The organism is Streptomyces sp. NPDC008317, assembly GCF_042955955.1.
Taxonomy (GTDB): Bacteria; Actinomycetota; Actinomycetes; order Streptomycetales; family Streptomycetaceae; genus Actinacidiphila.
This window is the reverse complement of sequence record NZ_JBIBFQ010000002.1, coordinates 694,791-713,319: the sequence shown is the minus strand read 5'-3', so window position 1 is coordinate 713,319 and position 18,529 is coordinate 694,791. Positions and strand designations below refer to the sequence as shown.

Here is an 18,529-nt window from a genome sequence, read left to right as displayed (position 1 = left end):
CGAGAGCCGAACTACGCGTCGCCGCCCGCCGCGCCCGGGTCGGCCGAGGCCACGTCCAGGAGCTGGTAGCGGTCGACGGCCTGCTTCAGCACGGACCGGTCGACCTTGCCGTCGCGGGCCAGCTCGGTGAGGACCGCCAGGACCACCGACTGCGCGTCGATGTGGAAGAAGCGACGGGCCGCGCCACGGGTGTCCGCGAAGCCGAAGCCGTCCGCGCCCAGCGAGGAGTACGTGCCGGGCACCCAGCGCGAGATCTGGTCGGGCACCGCCCGCATCCAGTCCGAGACGGCCACGAACGGCCCCTCGGCCCCGGACAGCTTGCGCGTCACGTACGGCACGCGCTGCTCCTCCTCCGGGTGCAGCAGATTGTGCTCCTCGATCGCGACGGCCTCGCGCCGCAGCTCGTTCCAGGACGTCGCGGACCATACGTCGGCCCGTACGTTCCAGTCCTCGGCGAGGATGCGCTGCGCCTCGACCGCCCACGGCACCGCGACACCCGACGCCATGATCTGCGCGGGGATCGTACCGGCCTCGCCGGTCTTGAAGCGGTAGATGCCCTTGAGGATGCCGTCCACGTCGACGTCCGCGGGCTCGGCCGGGTGCTGGATCGGCTCGTTGTAGACGGTGAGGTAGTAGAAGACGTCCTCGCCCGGCTTGCCGTCCGCAGTCTCGCCGTACATCCGGCGCAGACCGTCCTGCACGATGTGCGCGATCTCGTAGCCGAAGGCGGGGTCGTACGCGACGCAGCCGGGGTTGGTGGAGGCCAGGAGCTGCGAGTGGCCGTCCGCGTGCTGGAGGCCCTCACCGGTCAGCGTGGTGCGGCCCGCGGTCGCGCCCAGCACGAAGCCGCGCGAGAGCTGGTCGGCCATCTGCCAGAACTGGTCGCCGGTGCGCTGGAACCCGAACATCGAGTAGAAGACGTAGACCGGGATCAGCGGCTCGCCGTGCGTGGCGTACGCCGAGCCCGCCGCGATCAGCGACGCCGTACAGCCCGCCTCGGAGATGCCGTCGTGCAGCATCTGCCCGGTCGGCGACTCCTTGTACGCCAGCAGCAGCTCGCGGTCGACCGACTCGTACTGCTGACCCATCGGGTTGTAGATCTTCGCGCTCGGGAAGAACGCGTCCATGCCGAAGGTGCGGTACTCGTCGGGGGCGATCAGCACGAAGCGCTTGCCGATCTCCTTGTCCCGCATCAGGTCCTTCAGGACGCGGACGAACGCCATGGTGGTGGCGATCGACTGCTGGCCCGAGCCCTTCTTCGCGGTCGCGTACGTCTTCTCCGGCGGCAGCGGCAGCGGCTTGGCCCGCACCACGCGCGTGGGCACGTAACCGCCGCACGCCTTGCGGTGGTCGTGCATGTACTGGATCTCTTCGGAGTTCCGGCCGGGGTGGTAGTACGGCGGGTAGCCCTCGTCGAGCCGCTGGTCGGTGATCGGCAGGTGCAGCCGGTCGCGGAAGCGCTTGAGGTCGTCGACCGTCAGCTTCTTCATCTGGTGCGTCGCGTTGCGGCCCTCGAAGTTCGGACCCAGCGTCCAGCCCTTGATGGTCTGCGCGAGGATCACCGTCGGCTGGCCCTTGTGCTCCTTGGCCGCCGTGTAGGCCGCGAAGACCTTGCGGTGGTCGTGGCCGCCGCGCCCGAGGTGCAGGATCTGCTCGTCGGACATGCCTTCGACCATCTTGCGCAGCCGCTGGTCGTCGCCGAAGAAGTGCTCACGGATGTACGAACCGGTCTCGGTCGCGTACGTCTGGAACTGGCCGTCCGGGGTGGTGTTCATCTTGTTGACCAGCAGACCGTCGCGGTCCTGGGCCAGCAGCGGGTCCCAGGAGCGGTCCCAGATCAGCTTGATGACGTTCCAGCCGGCGCCGCGGAACTGCGACTCCAGCTCCTGGATGATCTTGCCGTTGCCGCGCACCGGGCCGTCGAGGCGCTGGAGGTTGCAGTTGACGACGAAGGTCAGGTTGTCCAGGCCCTCGCGGGCGGCGATCGAGAGCTGGCCGAGCGACTCCGGCTCGTCCATCTCGCCGTCGCCGAGGAACGCCCACACGTGCGACGTGGAGGTGTCGGCGATGCCGCGCGCCTCCATGTAGCGGTTCATCCGGGCCTGGTAGATCGCGCCCAGCGGGCCGAGGCCCATCGAGACGGTCGGGAACTCCCAGAAGTCCGGCATCAGCCGCGGGTGCGGGTAGCTGGAAAGGCCGTTCGGCGCCTTCGACTTCTCCTGGCGGAAGGCGTCGAGCTGCGCCTCGCTCAACCGGTCGAGCAGGAAGGCGCGGGCGTAGATGCCGGGGGAGGCGTGGCCCTGGAAGAAGATCTGGTCGCCGCCGAGGCCGTCGTCCTTGCCGCGGAAGAAGTGGTTGAAGCCCACGTCGTAGAGCGAGGCGGAGGAGGCGAAGGTGGCGATGTGGCCGCCGACTCCGATCCCGGGACGCTGGGCGCGGGAGACCATGACCGCCGCGTTCCACCGGGTGGCGTTGAGGATCTTGCGCTCGATCTCCTCGTTGCCCGGGAAGAACGGCTCGTCCTTGGTGGCGATGGTGTTCACGTAGTCGGTGCTGCGCATCTCGGGCACCGCGACGCGCTTCTCGCGCGCGCGCTCGATGAGGCGGAGCATCAGATAGCGGGCCCGCTCACGGCCGCGCTCGTCGATGGCCGCATCGAGCGAGTCGAGCCATTCCGCCGTCTCCTCGGGATCGAAATCCGGGACCTGGCTGGGAAGGCCGCCAATGATGATCGGGTTGCGATCGGATCCGGAAGCCACGCTGTTCCTTCGCTGCTAGGTGGAGCTCTGCTGGGTCGCGCCGCCTCCATCGTGTACCGCGTCGTTCGATACGTCATCTCTACCGAGCGGTAACCGCAGCTCATGAGCCGCGCGGCCCCAGGGCCGGTGGTCGGCCGGGAGCCTCCCGGCCTGAGGTTGAGGGAGGCCAAACCTGAACTCTACGCCCAGTCGCTCGTACGACCGACTCGCGGCTCCAATCACGCACAACACCGGCAAACCGCCGTGATGTGCGTCACCATTGAGTGTGCGGGTTGCGGTGACACGGTCGAATCGTCACCGTTTCGACGGTCTCGTACGCCGGGTACTTGCGCGATCCGCCCAGCCCGTGTGGACTACCGCCAATAACCCGCACAGGCGCGGGCAGATTTTCCCCATGACAGGAGGCAAAGCGTGAGCGCGACCGCGGACCACGCGGAGGAGCGGACCAACCCGGCGAGCCGGCTTGGTTTCGAGCCCGGACAGGTGGTCCAGGAGCTCGGGTACGACGAGGATTGCGACCAGGAGCTTCGAGAGGGTATCGAGGAGCTCACGGGCGAGGAGCTCGCCGATGAGGAGTACGACGACGTGCCCGACGCCGTCCTGCTGTGGTTCCGCGAGGACGACGGCGACCTCACCGACGCACTCGTCGACGCCACGTCGACGGTCGACCCCGGCGCCCCGATCTGGCTCATGACCCCGAAGACCGGGCGTGACGGCCACGTCGAGCCCAGCGAGATCGGAGAGGCCGCGCAGACCGCGGGCCTCGCCCAGACCAGCAGCGTCAACGCCGCCAAGGACTGGACCGGCAGCCGTCTCGTGACACCCAAGACGGCCCGCGCGGGGAAGCGGTAGCTTTCCCGGCACCGGCGGCCCGCCGCAGGGGTTGCGCCCCGCGGCCGTCCGCCGCCCGTCACACGCTGGCCGCGCGGTTCCCCGCGCCCCCTCGGGGGAGCGGGGAACCGCGCGCTTGGCCCACCCTGTGTCGCGGCCCTGCGGCGGTCGCGACGGCCGCGCCGGGTCCCGCGCCTCCCCGAGAAGGGACGCCCGCGCGATGAGCGAGATCAGCGCAGCCCACGAGATCCCCGCGGTCGGCGCCCCGGCACCCGACTTCGCCCTGCCCGACCAGCACGGCCGTACCGTGCGCCTGGCCGACTTCCGCGGCCGGAAGAACGTCGTGCTGCTCTTCTACCCCTTCGCCTTCACCGGCGTGTGCACCGGCGAGCTGTGCGCGCTGCGCGACGAGCTGCCCGCGTTCCAGAACGCGGACGTGCAACTGCTCGCCGTCTCCTGCGACTCGATGCACTCGCTGCGGGTCTTCGCCGACCAGGAGGGCCTGGACTACCCGCTGCTGTCCGACTTCTGGCCGCACGGCGCGGTCTCCCGCGCCTACGGCGTCTTCGCCGAGGACAAGGGCTGCGCCCTGCGCGGCACCTTCGTCATCGACAAGGAGGGCACCGTGCGCTGGACCGTCGTCAACGGGCTGCCGGACGCCCGCGATCTTCACGACTACGCAAAGGCGCTCGAATCGCTGTAGACCTCGGGAACCCGTCACTAAGCTCGGCACGTTGATCCGGCACCAGCGCAGGATCTGTGCACGCGTACGCCACGCACACAGCACGCACGAACCGATTTGGGAGGACTCGTGGGAGTCAGCCTCAGCAAGGGTGGCAACGTCTCGCTGACCAAGGAGGCGCCGAATCTCACGGCCGTCGTCGTCGGTCTGGGCTGGGACGCCCGCACCACCACCGGCAACGACTTCGACCTCGACGCGAGCGCGCTGCTCACCAGCGACCAGGGCAAGGTGCTCTCCGACGCGCACTTCGTCTTCTTCAACAACCTCACCAGCCCCGACGGCTCCGTGGTGCACACCGGTGACAACCTCACCGGTGAGGGCGAGGGCGACGACGAGGTCATCAACGTGAATCTGGCCGGTGTCCCGGCCGATGTCGCGAAGATCGTCTTCCCCGTCTCCATCTACGAGGCCGAGAGCCGCCAGCAGAGCTTCGGCCAGGTGCGCAACGCCTACATCCGGGTGCTCAACGCGGCGGACCAGCGCGAGCTGGCCCGCTACGACCTGACCGAGGACGCCTCGACCGAGACCGCCATGGTCTTCGGCGAGCTGTACCGGCACGGCGCGGAGTGGAAGTTCCGCGCCATCGGCCAGGGCTACGCCTCGGGACTGCGCGGCATCGCCCAGGACTTCGGCGTCAACGTCTGATCGCGGTGCGGCGCCCGGCCACCGGGCGCCGCCCGTCCCTGGCGGACCCAGGACCCAGGGCCCACCCAGCACCCACCCAGCACACCCTGCGACGGGGAGGAACGAAACACGATGGGCGTCACGCTCGCCAAGGGAGGCAATGTCTCCCTCTCCAAGGCCGCGCCGAATCTCACCAAGGTGCAGATCGGTCTCGGCTGGAGTTCCCGCTCGACCACCGGAGCCGACTTCGACCTGGACGCCAGCGCGCTGCTCTGCGGCAACGGCCGGGTCCTGGGAGACGAGTTCTTCGTCTTCTACAACAATCTCAAGAGCCCGGAGGGTTCCGTCGAGCACACCGGCGACGAACTGGTCGGCGGCACCGGCGGTGACGACGAGACGATCCTGGTGGACCTGAGCCTCGTCCCCGAGCGCGTCGACAAGATCGTCTTCCCGGTCTCGATCTACGACGCCGACGCCCGTTCCCAGACCTTCGGCCAGGTCAGCAACGCGTACATCCGGGTGCTCAACCAGGCGGACGGCGCCGAACTGGCCCGTTACGACCTGACCGAGGACGCCTCGACCGAGACCGCGATGATCTTCGGCGAGCTCTACCGCTACAGCGGCGAGTGGAAGTTCCGTGCGGTAGGTCAGGGGTACGCCTCCGGACTGCGCGGCATCGCCCTAGACTTCGGGGTCAACGTTTCGTAAAGCCGCGTACCTCGCGGGGGTCCTCGTGATCATCAGGGAAATAGGTAGGTAGCTCGTGCTCCTCAGAACATTCGGCTGGTCGTTCGGCATCACTGCCGCCGGCCTCGCCCTGGCCGGCGTCCTCTGGGGCTGGAAGGGCCTGGCCATTGTCGCGATCCTGTCGGTCCTCGAGATCTCACTCTCGTTCGACAACGCGGTGATCAACGCGGGCATCCTCCGCAAGATGAATGCCTTCTGGCAGAAGATGTTCCTCACCATCGGCGTGCTGATCGCCGTCTTCGGCATGAGGCTCGTCTTCCCGATCATCATCGTCGCCATCACGGCCAAGCTCAGTCCGTGGGAAGCGGTCAGGGTCGCGATCAACGACCACGACCGCTACGAGGCGCTGGTCACCGGCGCGCACCCGGCGATCGCCGCCTTCGGTGGCATGTTCCTGCTGATGATCTTCCTCGACTTCATCTTCGAGGAGCGGGAGATCACCTGGCTGGGCTGGCTGGAGAAGCCGCTGGCCAAGGTCGGCAAACTGGACATGCTCTCCGTCGTGGTCGCGCTGGTCGCGCTGCTCGTCGCCGCCACCACCGTCGCCACCGGCGTCCCGCTGCACGGCGGTCACGGCACCATCGACAAGGGTGAGACGGTGCTGCTGGCGGGCGTCGGCGGCCTGCTCACGTATCTCATCGTCGGCGGTGTCTCCAGCTTCTTCGAGGAGCGGCTGGAGGACGACGACGAGGACGGCGCGGACGACGAGGACGGCGCGGAAGCGGGCGGAGCGGAGCCCGTCGCGGCGAAGAACGGCAACGGCGTCAGCACCGGACAGGTCGTGGGCCTGGCGGGCAAGGCCGCGTTCTTCATGTTCCTCTACCTCGAAGTCATCGACGCGTCCTTCTCCTTCGACGGTGTCGTCGGCGCCTTCGCGGTCAGCAACGACATCTTCGAGATCGCGCTGGGTCTCGGCATCGGCGCGATGTACATCAGGTCGCTGACCGTCTTCCTGGTCCGCAAGGGCACCCTGGACGACTACGTCTACCTGGAGCACGGCGCGCACTACGCGATCGGCGCGCTGGCCGTCATCCTGCTCGTCACGATCAAGTACGACGTCAGCGAGGTCATCACCGGTCTGGTCGGCGTGGTGCTGATCGCCGCTTCGTACTGGTCCTCGGTGGTACGCAACCGCCGACTCGGGGAAGACTCCGGGCAACCGGACGGTGACAAGGACGACGACAAGGCGGAAGTCGCGAGCGGGGTCTGACCCCGGTCGCGCCAGCGCTGCCCCCGCCGTCCGGCGGGGGCAGCCTCATGTCAGGGGAGGGCGAGGGCAGATGGCCTGGTGGAGTTTTCTGCGGCCGAGCGGCGGGCAGCAGTTCGACGTCGCGAACGCGCACACCGTGGAACTCACCAAGCGGCACCCGATGGTGTCGCTGTCCAAGCAGGGAGCGGCCGTCGGCAACCTCCGGGTCAACCTCTCGTGGTCGATGCGGACATCCGACACCGGTGGCTGGGCCACCTCCAACGGCGGGTTCTTCCGCCGCCAGCTCGACGTCTTCAAACCGCGCGTGGTGCAGGCGGCCGGACCCGCCATGGTCAATGTCGACCTCGACCTGGCCTGCATGTACGAACTGGCCGACGGGAGCAAGGGAGTTGTCCAGCCGCTCGGCAATCTGCTGGGCGACCTGGACGCGCCGCCGTACATCCAGATGAGCGGCGACGACCGGTTCGGCGGCACCTCGGGCGAGACGCTGTACATCAACTTCGACAAGCGGGACGAATTCCGGCGGCTGCTGGTCTTCGTCTACATCTACGACGGCACGCCCGCCTTCGACCGCACGCACGCGAAGGTCGAGATCTTCCCGACCTCGGGCCCGCGCATCGAGATCCCGCTCAACGAGCGGGAGCCGCAGGCCCGTTCGTGCGCCGTCGTGCTGATCGAGAACCGCAAGGGCGAGCTGGTCGTGCGCCGCGAGGTCAGGTACGTCTACGGCTTCCAGGCCGAGATCGACCGGCTCTACGGCTGGGGCCTCCAGTGGGGCCGCGGCTACAAGTCCAAGGTCTGACCGCGTCCGGCGCGCTGTCCGCGCGGGTCAGCTGCCCGACTGGAACTGGGGTCCCTGCGGCGGCAGTTGGAAGCCGCCGTCGTTGGCGGCGGCGGCCACCGGCTGCGGGTAGCCGTACGCCGGGTAGCCCTGCTGCGGCTGTTGGTGGACCGCGGGGGCCGTGGTGGCCGCCACGGGCTGCGGGTAGCCGTAGGCGGGCTGTGCGGGCACGTGGCCGGGCGAGGGCGCCTGGAGCGGGTATCCGTACGCACTGGTGGGCGCGGGCTCCGGCTCCTGGGCGTACGGCGCGGTCTGCTGGGACACCGGCCCGGCCGTGGGCGGCGCCGCCGGGGAGACGGTGGGCGGCGCGGTCGTGGCCGGTACGGCGGTACGGTCGGAGTCGCCGCCCTCGACGTCGTCCACCGCGATGCCGAATTCGGTGGCCACGCCGACCAGACCGGTGTCGTACCCCTGGCCCAGGGCGCGGAATTTCCAGCCGCCGTCCTTGCGGTAGATCTCGCCGCAGTTCAGGGCGGTCTCGTAGCCGGTGTCGGGGCGCACCTCGAAGGTGATGACGGGCGCGTGCTGCGGCCCCGTGGTGTCGTAGAGGAGCACGCACAGGTCCTGGACCTGCGCGAAGGGGCCGCCGTCGCAGGAGGCGACGATCACGACGCGGTCCACGTCGGAGCCGAGGGCGGCCAGGTCGACCTCGACGGTGTCGGTCAGGCTGCCGGAGACGCGTTTCTTGGGCAGGTGACGGGCGAGCCCCGAGGGGTGGCGCGGTTCGTTGTAGAAGACGAAGTCGGCGTCGGAACGGACCTTGCCGTTGGAACCGAGCAGCAGCACGGAGGCGTCAACATCGGGGGAACCGGACGCCGGGGTCCAGCGCAGTACCGCCCGGATTCCGGGGGCGTCCAGTGGGGTGTTCGAGCCCTTCACCATCACGTGCGTCATACCGGTCATCCTGCCCTCCCCGTGGCGTGCGCCACAACGCCGGGCGGGACGGTCACGCGGTGGACCCGCCGCGGTTACCTGTTTTTCACGTGCGGAGGGAACCTCTACCCCATGCTCGCACGTACGATAATCGGCCAGATATCATCGGGCTCACTACCTCGAAATGGGGCGTATGCGACACTTCGGGCACCTCGCTCCTGAAGCCAGGAGCGAACTGTTTCACCGCGAGCCGCAGGAGTTCACTGCCGACTCGCCCGCACGCATGCTCGCGGTCGCCCTCGGCGCCACCCTCTACAGCCCCGCCACCCGCCCGCAGCTCGCGGACGACGTGGTGAAGCAGGCCGCCCGGGGTGTGGTGTCGATGGTCCTGTGCCTGGAGGACTCCATCGACGACCGCGACGTCGTCGCAGGTGAGGCCAATCTCGTCCGGCAGTTCGCCGATCTCGCGACCCGGCCGGAGGCGGCCCTTCCGCTGCTGTTCATCCGGGTCCGCACGCCCGCGCAGATCACCGACCTGGTGACACGGCTCGGCGGCACCGTGGAACTGCTGTCCGGATTCGTGCTGCCCAAGTTCACCGAGGAGACCGGCGTCCCCTTCCTGGAGGCCATGGCGCACGCGGAGGCCGCCAGCGGGCGGCGCCTTTTCGCCATGCCCGTACTGGAGTCCCCGCAGCTCCTGCACCTGGAGAGCCGGGTCGAGACGCTCTACGGGATATCCAGGACGGTCGACAAATACCGCGAGCGGGTGCTCGCCCTGCGCCTGGGCGTCACCGACTTCTGCTCCTCCTACGGCCTGCGCCGCGCCCCCGCGATGACCGCCTACGACGTGCAGATCGTCGCCTCGGTGATCGCCGACGTGGTCAACGTCCTCGGCCGCGCCGACGGCAGCGGCTTCACCGTGACGGGACCGGTCTGGGAGTACTTCAGGCACCACGAGCGGATGTTCAAGCCGCAACTGCGCCGCAGCCCCTTCACCCCCGAGGCCGAGGACCTGCGCGACACCCTCATCGAGCGCGACATGGACGGACTGCTCCGCGAGATCGAGCTGGACCGCGCCAACGGCCTCCAGGGCAAGACCTGCATCCACCCCACCCACGTGCCCGTCGTGCACGCGCTGAGCGTCGTCACGCACGAGGAGTTCTGCGACGCGGCCGACATACTCGACGAGGACCGCTCCGGCGGCGGCGTCATGCGGTCCGCGTACACCAACAAGATGAACGAGGTGAAGCCGCACCGCGCCTGGGCGGAGCGCACCATGCGCCGCGCCGAGGTTTTCGGCGTCGCCCAGGAGGACATCGGCTTCGTGGAACTGCTCGCGGCGAGCCTGCCGCAGTCCTGAGCGCGGTCCCGGAACAGCCTCCAGCGCAGTCCTGAGCACGGCCAGGCGCCGCGCCCAGCCCTGAGCACGGCCCCCGCGCCGCGCTCGCACCGAACGGAAGAGAAGCACCGCATGGCAACGCACACGCCCTGGCCGGGCCAGTGGGTCGCGGACCGGCTGGGCATCGGCCTGGTGGGCGAGGGCCTGCACGGAGTGCTCGGCCTCGCGCTGCGCCGCAACCCCAAGCGCGCCCACCTGCTGGTCTCCAACATCCTCGGCAAGCACGTCCCGCAGGACCCGCGAGCGGTCTACGGCTCCGCGTACGCGCTCGGCGAGCGGGTCCGCGACCTGCTCGGCCCGGACGCGGTCGCCGACGCCGTGGTCCTCGGCTACGCCGAGACCGCGACGGGACTCGGCCACTGCGTCGCCGACGGCGTCGGCGGTGTGCCGTACCTGCACTCCACCCGGCGCGAGGTCGCGGGCGTCGCGGCGGGCGGCGGCTTCCAGGAGGAGCACAGCCACGCCACCGGGCACCTGCTGCTCCCCGAGGACCCGGCGCTGCTGGCGGGCAGCGGCCCGCTGGTCCTGGTCGACGACGAGTTCTCCACCGGCCAGACCATCCTCAACACCATCCGTGACCTGCACGGACGCCACCCGCGCGAGCGGTATGTGGTGGTCGCCCTGACCGACATGCGGTCCGCCGCCGACCAGGCGCGGCTGGAGGACTTCGCGGCGGAACTCGGCGCCCGCGTGGACGTCGTCGCCCTGGTCGCGGGGGCCGTCACGCTCCCCGAGGGCGTGCTGGAGCGCGGCCAGGCCCTGGTGGCCGCCCACGAGACGCCGCCGCCCGCGCCCGCCGACTACTACGACCTCACGCACGTCGAGCTGGACTGGCCGGCCGGGGTGCCGGACGGCGGCAGGCACGGCTTCCTGCCCGAGCACCGCGCCGCCCTGGAGGCCGCGCTGCCCGCGATGGGACAGCGGCTGGCCGCCGCGCTCCCGCCCGGCGCCCGCCGCGTCCTCGTCCTCGGCAACGAGGAGCTGATGTACGCCCCGCTGCGGCTGGCGGAGGCGCTGCGACGGCACACCGCCGCAGCGGACGCGGGCCTTGAGGGCCTGGGGCGGCACACCGCCGCAGCGGACGCGGGCCTTGGGGGCTCGCAGGCGGCCCCTGGCGGCGCTCTCGATGTGCGCTACTCCACCACGACCCGCTCGCCGGTGCTGGCCGTCGACGACCCCGGCTACGCCATCCGCAGCCGGATCGTGTTCCCCGCCCACGACGAGCCCAGCGACGGCCCCGGCGACCGGTACGCGTACAACGTGGCGGGCGCGGGTTTCGACGCGGTCGTCTGCGTCATCGACTCCGCGGGCGAGACCCCCGAGCTGTACGGGCCCGGCGGCCTGATCGCCCAGCTCGCCGCGCACACCGACCGCGTACTGGTCGCCGTCGTCCCCACCTACCGGCCGCGGCCCCGGCTGCACGCCCGGTTGCGGTCCCGGCTCACCGCCGGAACCGAGTCCCGTCCCCGACCGAACGGACACGCCGCACCGATGAGCCCCGCCCCTGTGAGCGCCACCGCCCGACCGCTGCCCGAGCCCCTGCGCGGCCCCGCCTTCTCGTCGTACGCGGCGGACGAGGTCGGCTGGCTGCTCAAGGACCTGTCGGAGGTCGAGCTGGAAGCGCCGACCGAGGAGCGCGAGGAGGCCATCCAGAGCGGCGGCGCGCACTACGCCGAGTCGCTGCCCGTCGAGTACCAGCCGAGCGCCGCGTACCAGGACCTGTTCAAGGCCGCCCTCGACGGCTCCGCCGAACGCATCGCGCGCGCGGTCGGCGCCGTCACCGAACTCGTGCTCGCCGAGCGCGGCCCTGACGCCGTCCTGGTCTCGCTCGCCCGCGCGGGCACCCCGGTCGGCGTGCTGATGCGCCGCTGGGCCCGGCACGCGCACGGCCTGGACCTGCCGCACTACGCCGTCTCCATCGTCCGCGGCCGGGGCATCGACCGCAACGCGCTGAGCTGGCTGGCCGCCCACCACGACGCGGCGAACGCCGTGTTCGTCGACGGCTGGACGGGCAAGGGCGCCATCACCCGCGAACTGGCCGAAGCCGTCAAGGACTTCGACGGCGAAGGCGTCTTCGACCCGGACATCGCGGTGCTCGCCGACCCCGGCGGCTGCGTGTCCACCTACGGCACCCGCGACGACTTCCTGATCCCCTCCGCGTGCCTCAACTCCACGGTCTCCGGCCTCATTTCGCGCACCGTGCTGCGCGCCGACCTGACCGGGCCCGACGACTACCACGGCGCGAAGTTCTACCGCGAGCTGGCGGGCGCCGACGTCTCCGGGCTCTTCCTCGACACCGTCACCGCCGCCTTCGACCGGGTCGGCGACGCCGTCGCCGAGGACGTCAAGTCGCTGCGCTCCGCCGACCGTTCACCCACCTGGGCGGGCTGGGCCGCGGTCGAGCGGATCAGCGAGGAGTACGGCATCGGCGACGTGAACCTCGTCAAGCCCGGCGTCGGCGAGACCACCCGCGTGCTGCTGCGCCGAGTGCCCTGGAAGATCCTCGCCCAGCGCGGCGTCGGCGCCGACCTCGACCACGTCCGCCTGCTGGCCGCACAGCGCGGCGTACCGGTCGAGGAGGTGGACGGGCTGCCGTACTCCTGCGTGGGTCTCATCCACCCCCGCTACACCCGAGGGGCCACCGGGACCGACGGCAAGGCGGTGGACGCGAAGTGAGTACCCGTCAGAACCGCACGCTGGTCGCCAGCGACCTCGACCGCACCCTGATCTACTCCACGGCGGCGCTCGCCCTCACCATGGCCGACGAGCACGCGCCGCGCCTGCTCTGCGTCGAGGTGCACGAGGCCAAGCCGCTGTCCTACATGACCGAGACCGCCGCGGCGCTGCTGGTGCGACTCGCCGCGGAGGCCGGGCAGTTCGTGCCCTCCACCACCCGCACCCGCAAGCAGTACCGCCGGATCAGCCTGCCCGGACCCCAGCCGCGGTACGCCATCTGCGCCAACGGCGGCCACCTCCTGGTCGACGGCCGCACCGACCACGACTGGAACGCCGAGATCCGCCGTCGTCTCGCCGACGGCTCCGCGCCGCTGGACGAGGTACGCGCCCACCTCGCCGCGACCGCCGACCCCGCGTGGCTGCGCAAGGAGCGCATCGCGGAAGACCTCTTCGCCTACCTCGTGGTCGACCGCGAGCGCCTCCCCGCCGGCTGGGTCAAGGAACTCGCCGCCTGGGCCGAACCCCGCGGCTGGACCGTCTCCCTCCAGGGCCGAAAGATCTACGCCGTGCCGCTGCCGCTCAGCAAGTCCGCCGCCCTCGCCGAGGTCGTCCGCCGCACCGGCGCCGACCGCGTCCTCGCCGCCGGCGACTCCCTCCTCGACGCCGATCTGCTCCTCGCCGCCGATGAGGGCTGGCGCCCCGGCCACGGCGAGCTGGCCGACTCCGGCTGGACCGCCCCCCACGTCACCGGCCTCCCCACGGTCGGTGTCGCCGCCGGCGAAGAGATCATCCTGCGGATGCGCAACGCCCTCTAACGCCGCCCCCCGCAGGGCCTTGTTTTTTGGGGGTGTGGGGCTGGTGCGCTGCCGTCGCGCAGGGCCTGTTTTTTAGGGGCGCGGGGAACTGCGCGACCAGCCCCCACCGGGCTGTCAGCCCGGAAACAACAGCATCTGCCCCGCTGGGGCCGGTTTTCGAAGGCGCACCACCGCTGTGGCTGAGCGCGCAGTTCCCCGCGCCCCCAAAAAAAGCGCGTGGCCGGCGCCCCCGGCGGAGAGGAACCGCTCCGGGGCCCGGGGTCAGTGCCCCGGGGCCACCACCCGGGTGCAATAGGCGCGGGAGCGCTCTATGCGTCGCGCGTTGGGCCGCTCGCTCGCAGCGATAAAGGCCCGGGCCTCCAGCTCGCTGCGCCCCCCGCGCACGTGCCGTCGCAGCAGCCGCCGCTCACGCAGCTGACGCGGCGCGTCGACGTACCAGAGCTCGTCCAGCAGGTCACGGACCTGCTCCCACCCGGCACCGTCGTCGGCGAGGTAATTGCCCTCGGTGACGACGAGCCGGACACCGGGCGCGACGACCAGCCCGGCGGCCACCGGCTCGTCCAGGCCCCGGTCGAAGTCGGGCGCGTAGACCGGGTGTTGACGGTCACCGCGCAGCCGCCGCAGCAGGTGGACGTAGCCGTCCACGTCGAACGTCTCGGGCGCGCCCTTGCGGTCCCGCAGCCCCAGCCGGTCCAACTGCGCGTTGGACAGATGGAACCCGTCCATCGGCACATACGCGGCCGTCCCCGCGCCCACCCGGTCGTTCACCCCGGACACCAGCCGCCGCGCCAGAGTCGACTTCCCGGCGGCCGGGGCGCCCGCCAGCCCCAGCAGAGCCCTCCGGCCTGGAATGCTGGGGACCAAGGCGACCGCGTCATCCACGAGCATTCCGTCACCCTAGGGCCCGGACGGGCCCTGAGCGCCGCACCAGGGAGAAGACCCTTGTCCGAAACGAAGAACCCGCAGCTCACACCCGAGCTGTACGGATACGTCCTCGCGCACAACCCGCCGCTGGACGCCGTCCAGCGGGAACTGGTCGAGACCACGCACGCCCGCCTCGCCGATGTGGCCGGGCTCCAGACCGCTGAGGAGCAGGGCCCGCTGCTGGCCTTCCTCGTCCGCCTGACCGGCGCCAAGCAGATCGTGGAGGTCGGCACCTTCACCGGCTTCTCGACCCTGTCGATGGCCCAGGCCCTGCCCGCCGACGGCAGGCTCATCGCCTGCGACGTCTCCGAGGAGTGGACCGCCGTCGGCCAGGACGCCTGGGCCAAGGCGGGCGTCGCCGACCGCGTCGACCTGCGGATCGCCCCGGCCATCGACACGCTCAAGGCGCTGCCCGGCGGCCAGTGGATCGACCTGGTGTTCCTGGACGCCGACAAGGGGTCCTACACCGACTACTGGGAGGAGCTGGTGCCGCGCATGAACCCCGGCGGCCTGCTCGTCGTCGACAACACGCTCTTCCACGGCGAGGTCGTGGACGAGGACGCGACCGGCGGCGCCGCGGCCATCCGCGCGTTCAACGACCACGTACGCGCGGACGACCGGGTGGACGACGTCCTGCTCACCGTCGCGGACGGCCTGACGCTGGCCCGTAAGAAGTAGTCACTCCGGCAGGACCGTCACGGGGTCAGTGCTGCGGCAGTCCGCGGGGAGGCGGCCGCCGGGTGGTCACCGCCGCCCGGGCCTCCTCCTCGCGGGCTGCCTGCTGGGGGTGGCGCTTGCGCCAGTACGGGTTGTCGTGCGGCAGTCCGCCGGTCACCCGCCCGTACATGCCGAAGAACATCAGCATCACGCCGACCGCGAAGCTGAACAGCACGTTCGACATCTTGAACGCCAGAAGGTTGCTGCCGGTGTCCAGCAGGGCGAGATTGACGAACCCGCTGAGCAGGAAGGCGACGCCGACGACGATGTTGAGGGTCGAGGCGAAGTTGCCGCCCTTCACCATCCCGGCGAAGAGCAGCACGCCGATGACGATGGAGATCGTGCTGAGCGCGCCGTTGGAGTTCAGCCCGGCGATCCGGTCGCCCGCCTTGGACAGGAACGACACGCCGTTGAGGAGTCCGAGGATCCCGAAGACGACCAGGATCAGGCCCATCAGACCGGCGCCGAAGCGGTACATCTGGCTCAGCTTGTGGTCCACGGGCAGATGATCGTCGAGTCGCATATGACCGGCCTCCTTCGCTGAAGGGGAATCGAGGCCGCTGCTCCTACAGGATAGGCCGGGGTCCGGAATCCGGCGCTCCGCGCGGGTCACCCCGGGTCACGGGCCGGCGGCGCGGGGCTTGCGGCAGCGGGCGGCAGTGCGCGAAGTCCGGCGCATCGTTCCCGGACCCCGGCGACGCCGGGTGACCTGTGGAGGAACGCCCTCCGCGGGCCGCGTCCCCGCTACCCTGGGCCCATGCCTCGCTACGAGTACCGCTGCAAGACCTGTGGCTCCACCTTCGAGCTGCGCCGCCCGATGTCCCAGTCGGACGCCCCGACCGTCTGCCCCAAGGGTCACGACGACACCGTGAAGCTGCTCTCGACGGTCGCGGTCGGCTCCTCGTCGTCCTCGTCCTCGTCGTCGGCCGGTCCCGCCCCGGCGAGCGGCAACGGCGGCGGCGGATGCTGCGGTGGCGGCTGCTGTAGCTGAACGGACGGGACGGGGGCCGGTACGGGCGGCGGTCGGATCGTACGTATGCCGGTCCGGCCGTATGAACGCTGGTCCGGCCGTACAACGCCGGTCCGGCCGTACCGCCGGTCGCCGGAGCAGGAGACCGGCCAGGGGTGCTCAGCGCCCGGCCGCGCGGTCCTCACGGATGTTGGCCACCACGCGGTTCGCGGTCTCGCGCACCGCTGCGGTCTCGGTGAGGAACGCCCAGTAGTCCGGGTGCCTGCCCTCCAGCGCGGCCACCGCGCGGTCGAGGCGCGCCACCGCGTCGTCCAGCGGGCGGGCGTGCCGCGGCTCCGGCGTCGAACGCCCCTGCATGGCCAGCCGCTGCGCGTCCCGGATCGCGAAGCGGGTCTTCTCGACCTCGCCCTTCGGGTCCTTGCTCACCTCATTGAGCTGCCGCAGCCGGTCACCGGCCGCGGACACCGCGCCCTCCACGTCGTCCATCAGCGCCCTGACCGTCGCCAGCCGTGACGTGGCGTCCGGCCAGCGCTGCTCGTCCCGCGCCTTGCGCGCCTCGGCCAGCGCCGTCTCCGCCTGCCGTACCGCCTGCGCGGCCCGCTCGGGCACCTGCTGGAGGTCCTGCCAGCACGCCAGCGAGAACCGCCGCCGCAATTCGCTGAGCACCGGGTCCACGCCCTCGGCCCGCGTCGCCAGCGCCTGCACGCGCGTGCGCAGCGACACCAGCCGCTTGTCCATCTCCCTGGCCTGCTCGGGCAGCCGCTCCGCCTCGGTCCGCACCGCGTCCGCCTTGCGGCGCACATCGTCGGCCCGCTGGACGGTCTCCTGCACGCCGTGCTTGCTCGCGCCCTCGTTCAGCCTGGTCAGCTCGGGTGCCAGCGCGGCCAGCCGGGCCGCGAGGTCGTCCGCCTTCAGCCCGACCGCGCGGACCCCGTCCAGCGCGTTCGTCGCCGCCAGCAGCGACTGCTTGGCCCGCTCCACGGCGGGCGCCAGCCGGGCGAGTTGCGTCTCCGCCTTGCCGAGCAGCGGCGCGAGACCCGCGGAGAAACGCTCCAGCTCGGTCTTGGCCCTGTCCAGCTCGTCCTTGGCCTTCGTCAGCTCGGTGCGCGCCCGCGCCGCCGTGCCCGCGTCCAGCTCGTCCCGGTCGATGTCGTGCGCGTCCACGGTGTTGATGTAGGCCGCGCTCACCTGGTCGATGCGCTCGCCCAGCGACCGGAATCCGGCCAGCGCCCGGCGCGCCTCGGGGGAGTCGTCCACCGCCGAGATCGTCTCTATCGAGATCTCCAGATCGCGCTGCGCCGTGTCCAGCTCGTAGAACGCCTGTGACGCGGCGTCCTTCGCCGCCTGCGCCTCCGCACGGTGATTGTCGCCGCGTCGCCACCACGAACGTGCCGTCGTCACCGTGACACTCTCTCCCCGCAGATCGCCGCCGACCACCGTCGGACCCATCCTCCCACCAGGCCGCCCCGAACACACCGCCCGGTCCCCACGGCCCCGTGGTTGCTGATCACGCCCCAGGGCAGGGTAACCTGTGACGTCGAACTCACCGAGGGCGTGTAGCTCAGTGGTAGAGCGCCGCCCTTACAAGGCGGATGTCGGCGGTTCGAAACCGTCCACGCCCACCCTCGGAAGCCCCCGGGCCCCTGTCCAGCGTCCTTGGACAGGGGCCTCTTCCCTGTCCCGCTCCGTGTGCCGCCCCGGCCCGTGCGCGGCGGCCGGGGGCGGTTGCGTGGCCCGTCACGGTCGGGGTTGGGTGGGGTCATGACGCGCCCCGTGCTCTATCTGTTCGGCTCCGCCGCACCCCCGGTACTGGATATCGCCTCGGTCGTCGAGGGCGCGCAACGAGCCGGGTGGGACGTCTGCCTCGGTCTGACGCCCGCCGCCGCCGACTGGCTCTTCACCCAGACGAAGAAGCTGACGAAGCTGACCGGTCACCCGGTGCGCAGCGGGTACAAGAAGCCCGGTGAGCCGGACGTCTGGCCGCCCGCGGACGTGATCGCCGTCGCACCGGCCACCTTCAACACGATCAACCAGTGGGCGCTCGGGATCACCGACCACTTCGTCGTCGGCGTCGCGGCCGAGGCCATCGGCAGGGGCATCCCCTTGGTGACGATGCCGTGCGTGAACACCGCCACCGCCCGGCACCCCGCCTTCGACCGGTCGGTCGACGAACTGCGCGTGGCCGGGGTGAGGGTCCTCTACGGCGAGGGCGGCTTCGTCCCCCACCCGCCCGGCCAGGACGCCCCGGACGACTTCCCCTGGCCCCTGCTGTTCGAGGCGGCGAAGGCGGCACTCCCCGATCACCTGCGCTGACACCGGGCCGGGGACACCGGCCGACCGGCCCGCGTCCGTACTCCCATGGATGTAACGGCGCGGCCCGTACCGCCCGCGGGGGTACGGC

General features: G+C 71.0%; 17 protein-coding genes and 1 tRNA gene. 13 read left to right on the top strand and 5 right to left on the bottom strand.

What is annotated here, in order from left to right; all coding sequences use genetic code 11:
• Positions 1-11: 11 nt before the first annotated feature.
• Entirely contained in the window at positions 12-2,759 is a 2,748-nt protein-coding gene (gene aceE, locus ACFY9V_RS08175) for a pyruvate dehydrogenase (acetyl-transferring), homodimeric type (RefSeq protein ID WP_391160182.1), read from the bottom strand.
• A gap of 411 nt (positions 2,760-3,170) precedes the next feature.
• Between aceE and ACFY9V_RS08170 the strand changes: the two genes are divergently transcribed.
• From ACFY9V_RS08170 to ACFY9V_RS08145, 6 genes are all read left to right on the top strand, one after another.
• Positions 3,171-3,611, top strand: coding sequence for a DUF3052 domain-containing protein (locus ACFY9V_RS08170; RefSeq protein WP_188285110.1), 441 nt, complete (start codon positions 3,171-3,173; stop codon positions 3,609-3,611).
• 199 nt (positions 3,612-3,810) lie between these two features.
• Positions 3,811-4,293 carry a redoxin domain-containing protein gene (locus tag ACFY9V_RS08165; RefSeq protein WP_391047347.1) on the top strand — a complete coding sequence of 161 codons (483 nt, stop codon included), beginning with the start codon at positions 3,811-3,813 and terminating at the stop codon, positions 4,291-4,293.
• A 108-nt stretch (positions 4,294-4,401) separates the two neighbouring features.
• On the top strand, positions 4,402-4,977 hold the full coding sequence (locus ACFY9V_RS08160) for a TerD family protein (protein ID WP_188285108.1): 576 nt from the start codon (positions 4,402-4,404) through the stop codon (positions 4,975-4,977).
• A gap of 111 nt (positions 4,978-5,088) precedes the next feature.
• A complete protein-coding gene (locus tag ACFY9V_RS08155) occupies positions 5,089-5,664 on the top strand; it encodes a TerD family protein (RefSeq protein WP_355349942.1) in 576 nt (191 codons plus the stop codon).
• Between the two features lie 55 nt (positions 5,665-5,719).
• Positions 5,720-6,913: a DUF475 domain-containing protein gene (locus tag ACFY9V_RS08150; RefSeq protein ID WP_391160179.1), complete on the top strand. Its 1,194-nt coding sequence runs from the start codon at positions 5,720-5,722 to the stop codon at positions 6,911-6,913.
• 70 nt (positions 6,914-6,983) lie between these two features.
• A complete protein-coding gene (locus tag ACFY9V_RS08145) occupies positions 6,984-7,715 on the top strand; it encodes a Tellurium resistance (protein WP_355349947.1) in 732 nt (243 codons plus the stop codon).
• 27 nt (positions 7,716-7,742) lie between these two features.
• Here ACFY9V_RS08145 and ACFY9V_RS08140 read toward each other — a convergent pair whose 3' ends face one another.
• Positions 7,743-8,657: a TerD family protein gene (locus ACFY9V_RS08140; protein ID WP_355349950.1), complete on the bottom strand. Its 915-nt coding sequence runs from the start codon at positions 8,655-8,657 to the stop codon at positions 7,743-7,745.
• Between the two features lie 163 nt (positions 8,658-8,820).
• Here ACFY9V_RS08140 and ACFY9V_RS08135 point away from each other — a divergent pair, with 163 nt between their 5' ends.
• From ACFY9V_RS08135 to ACFY9V_RS08125, 3 genes are all read left to right on the top strand, one after another.
• Positions 8,821-9,987 carry an HpcH/HpaI aldolase/citrate lyase family protein gene (locus ACFY9V_RS08135; protein ID WP_355349953.1) on the top strand — a complete coding sequence of 389 codons (1,167 nt, stop codon included), beginning with the start codon at positions 8,821-8,823 and terminating at the stop codon, positions 9,985-9,987.
• A gap of 111 nt (positions 9,988-10,098) precedes the next feature.
• Positions 10,099-12,702, top strand: coding sequence for a phosphoribosyltransferase domain-containing protein (locus ACFY9V_RS08130; RefSeq protein WP_391160177.1), 2,604 nt, complete (start codon positions 10,099-10,101; stop codon positions 12,700-12,702).
• Positions 12,699-13,517 (top strand): HAD family hydrolase, encoded by an 819-nt coding sequence (locus ACFY9V_RS08125; RefSeq protein WP_391047340.1) that lies wholly within the window; start codon positions 12,699-12,701, stop codon positions 13,515-13,517. The genes ACFY9V_RS08130 and ACFY9V_RS08125 overlap by 4 nt, the downstream gene beginning before the upstream one ends.
• 261 nt (positions 13,518-13,778) lie before the next feature.
• On the opposite strand, the gene ACFY9V_RS08120 is transcribed toward ACFY9V_RS08125, so the two are convergent.
• Entirely contained in the window at positions 13,779-14,405 is a 627-nt protein-coding gene (locus ACFY9V_RS08120; protein WP_391160175.1) for a nucleoside/nucleotide kinase family protein, read from the bottom strand.
• Positions 14,406-14,459: 54 nt separating this feature from the next.
• Here ACFY9V_RS08120 and ACFY9V_RS08115 point away from each other — a divergent pair, with 54 nt between their 5' ends.
• Positions 14,460-15,119, top strand: a complete 660-nt coding sequence (locus ACFY9V_RS08115) for an O-methyltransferase (protein ID WP_355349965.1) — start codon at positions 14,460-14,462, stop codon at positions 15,117-15,119.
• Between the two features lie 25 nt (positions 15,120-15,144).
• Here ACFY9V_RS08115 and ACFY9V_RS08110 read toward each other — a convergent pair whose 3' ends face one another.
• The gene (locus ACFY9V_RS08110) at positions 15,145-15,681 is read right to left on the bottom strand and encodes a DUF4383 domain-containing protein (RefSeq protein WP_355349968.1); all 537 of its coding nucleotides are present in this window, start codon (positions 15,679-15,681) and stop codon (positions 15,145-15,147) included.
• Between the two features lie 234 nt (positions 15,682-15,915).
• Here ACFY9V_RS08110 and ACFY9V_RS08105 point away from each other — a divergent pair, with 234 nt between their 5' ends.
• Positions 15,916-16,149, top strand: coding sequence for an FmdB family zinc ribbon protein (locus ACFY9V_RS08105; RefSeq protein WP_391047336.1), 234 nt, complete (start codon positions 15,916-15,918; stop codon positions 16,147-16,149).
• Positions 16,150-16,287: 138 nt separating this feature from the next.
• On the opposite strand, the gene ACFY9V_RS08100 is transcribed toward ACFY9V_RS08105, so the two are convergent.
• Positions 16,288-17,529: a hypothetical protein gene (locus ACFY9V_RS08100; protein ID WP_355349974.1), complete on the bottom strand. Its 1,242-nt coding sequence runs from the start codon at positions 17,527-17,529 to the stop codon at positions 16,288-16,290.
• Positions 17,530-17,678: 149 nt separating this feature from the next.
• On the opposite strand from ACFY9V_RS08100, the gene ACFY9V_RS08095 reads away from it, so the two are divergent.
• Both ACFY9V_RS08095 and ACFY9V_RS08090 read left to right on the top strand, forming a co-directional pair.
• Positions 17,679-17,750: transfer RNA gene (locus ACFY9V_RS08095), tRNA-Val, on the top strand.
• Between the two features lie 139 nt (positions 17,751-17,889).
• On the top strand, positions 17,890-18,441 hold the full coding sequence (locus tag ACFY9V_RS08090) for a flavoprotein (protein WP_391160173.1): 552 nt from the start codon (positions 17,890-17,892) through the stop codon (positions 18,439-18,441).
• The last annotated feature ends 88 nt before the right edge of the window (positions 18,442-18,529 follow it).

Coding starts and splice junctions, on each gene's coding strand:
- ACFY9V_RS08140 (WP_355349950.1), bottom strand. CDS start 8,657: ATGACCGGTATGACGCACGTGATGGTGAAGGGCTCGAACACCCCACTG.
- ACFY9V_RS08130 (WP_391160177.1), top strand. CDS start 10,099: ATGGCAACGCACACGCCCTGGCCGGGCCAGTGGGTCGCGGACCGGCTG.
- ACFY9V_RS08135 (WP_355349953.1), top strand. CDS start 8,821: ATGCGACACTTCGGGCACCTCGCTCCTGAAGCCAGGAGCGAACTGTTT.
- ACFY9V_RS08090 (WP_391160173.1), top strand. CDS start 17,890: ATGACGCGCCCCGTGCTCTATCTGTTCGGCTCCGCCGCACCCCCGGTA.
- ACFY9V_RS08165 (WP_391047347.1), top strand. CDS start 3,811: ATGAGCGAGATCAGCGCAGCCCACGAGATCCCCGCGGTCGGCGCCCCG.
- ACFY9V_RS08105 (WP_391047336.1), top strand. CDS start 15,916: ATGCCTCGCTACGAGTACCGCTGCAAGACCTGTGGCTCCACCTTCGAG.
- ACFY9V_RS08155 (WP_355349942.1), top strand. CDS start 5,089: ATGGGCGTCACGCTCGCCAAGGGAGGCAATGTCTCCCTCTCCAAGGCC.
- ACFY9V_RS08120 (WP_391160175.1), bottom strand. CDS start 14,405: ATGCTCGTGGATGACGCGGTCGCCTTGGTCCCCAGCATTCCAGGCCGG.
- ACFY9V_RS08110 (WP_355349968.1), bottom strand. CDS start 15,681: ATGCGACTCGACGATCATCTGCCCGTGGACCACAAGCTGAGCCAGATG.
- ACFY9V_RS08145 (WP_355349947.1), top strand. CDS start 6,984: ATGGCCTGGTGGAGTTTTCTGCGGCCGAGCGGCGGGCAGCAGTTCGAC.